A 615-nucleotide genomic window follows, 5' to 3' on the forward strand; every position below is an offset into this window, starting at 1 on the left:
GGCGCGGCGATCCGCGGCATCGCCACCAGCGGCCGCTTCGGCGCATCGCGCGAGCTGATCGACGCGCTGCCGGCGCTGGAAGGCGTATTCAGTTTCGGCGTGGGCTACGACACCATCGACCTGGCGGCGGCGCAGGCGCGCGACGTGCGGGTCACCAACACGCCGGGCGTGCTCGATGCCTGCGTGGCGGACACCGCGCTGGCATTGATGCTGGCGGCGTCGCGCCGCATCGCCGAGGCCGACCGCTTCGTGCGCGCCGGCCGCTGGCCGCAGGAAGGCTTCGGCCTGGGCACGCGCATGAGCGGCAAGCGCTGCGGCATCGTCGGGCTGGGCAATATCGGCCTGCAGATCGCGCGGCGCGCCGAAGCATTTGATATGCCCATCCTGTACACCAACCGCAAGCCGCGCGCGGACGCGCCGGCGCACTACCGTTATTGCCCGGACATCACGACGCTGGCGGTCGAGTGCGATTTCCTGGTGCTGGCAGTGCCGGGCGGCGGCGCCACGCGCCACCTGGTCAATGGCGAGGTGTTGCGGGCGCTGGGTCCGCGCGGCTGGCTGATCAATATTGCGCGCGGCACGGTGGTCGACGAAGCCGCGCTGGTCCAGGCGCTG

Annotated in this window: 1 protein-coding gene; it reads left to right on the top strand. The window is 71.7% G+C overall.

Going from position 1 to position 615, the window contains the following annotated elements:
• The coding region (locus DNK89_RS23610) for an NAD(P)-dependent oxidoreductase (protein ID WP_238990919.1) at positions 1-615 on the top strand (615 nt) is incomplete at both ends.

Origin of the sequence: Acidovorax sp. ST3, from assembly GCF_003231145.1 — a bacterium.
GTDB lineage: Bacteria > Pseudomonadota > Gammaproteobacteria > Burkholderiales > Burkholderiaceae_C > Acidovorax.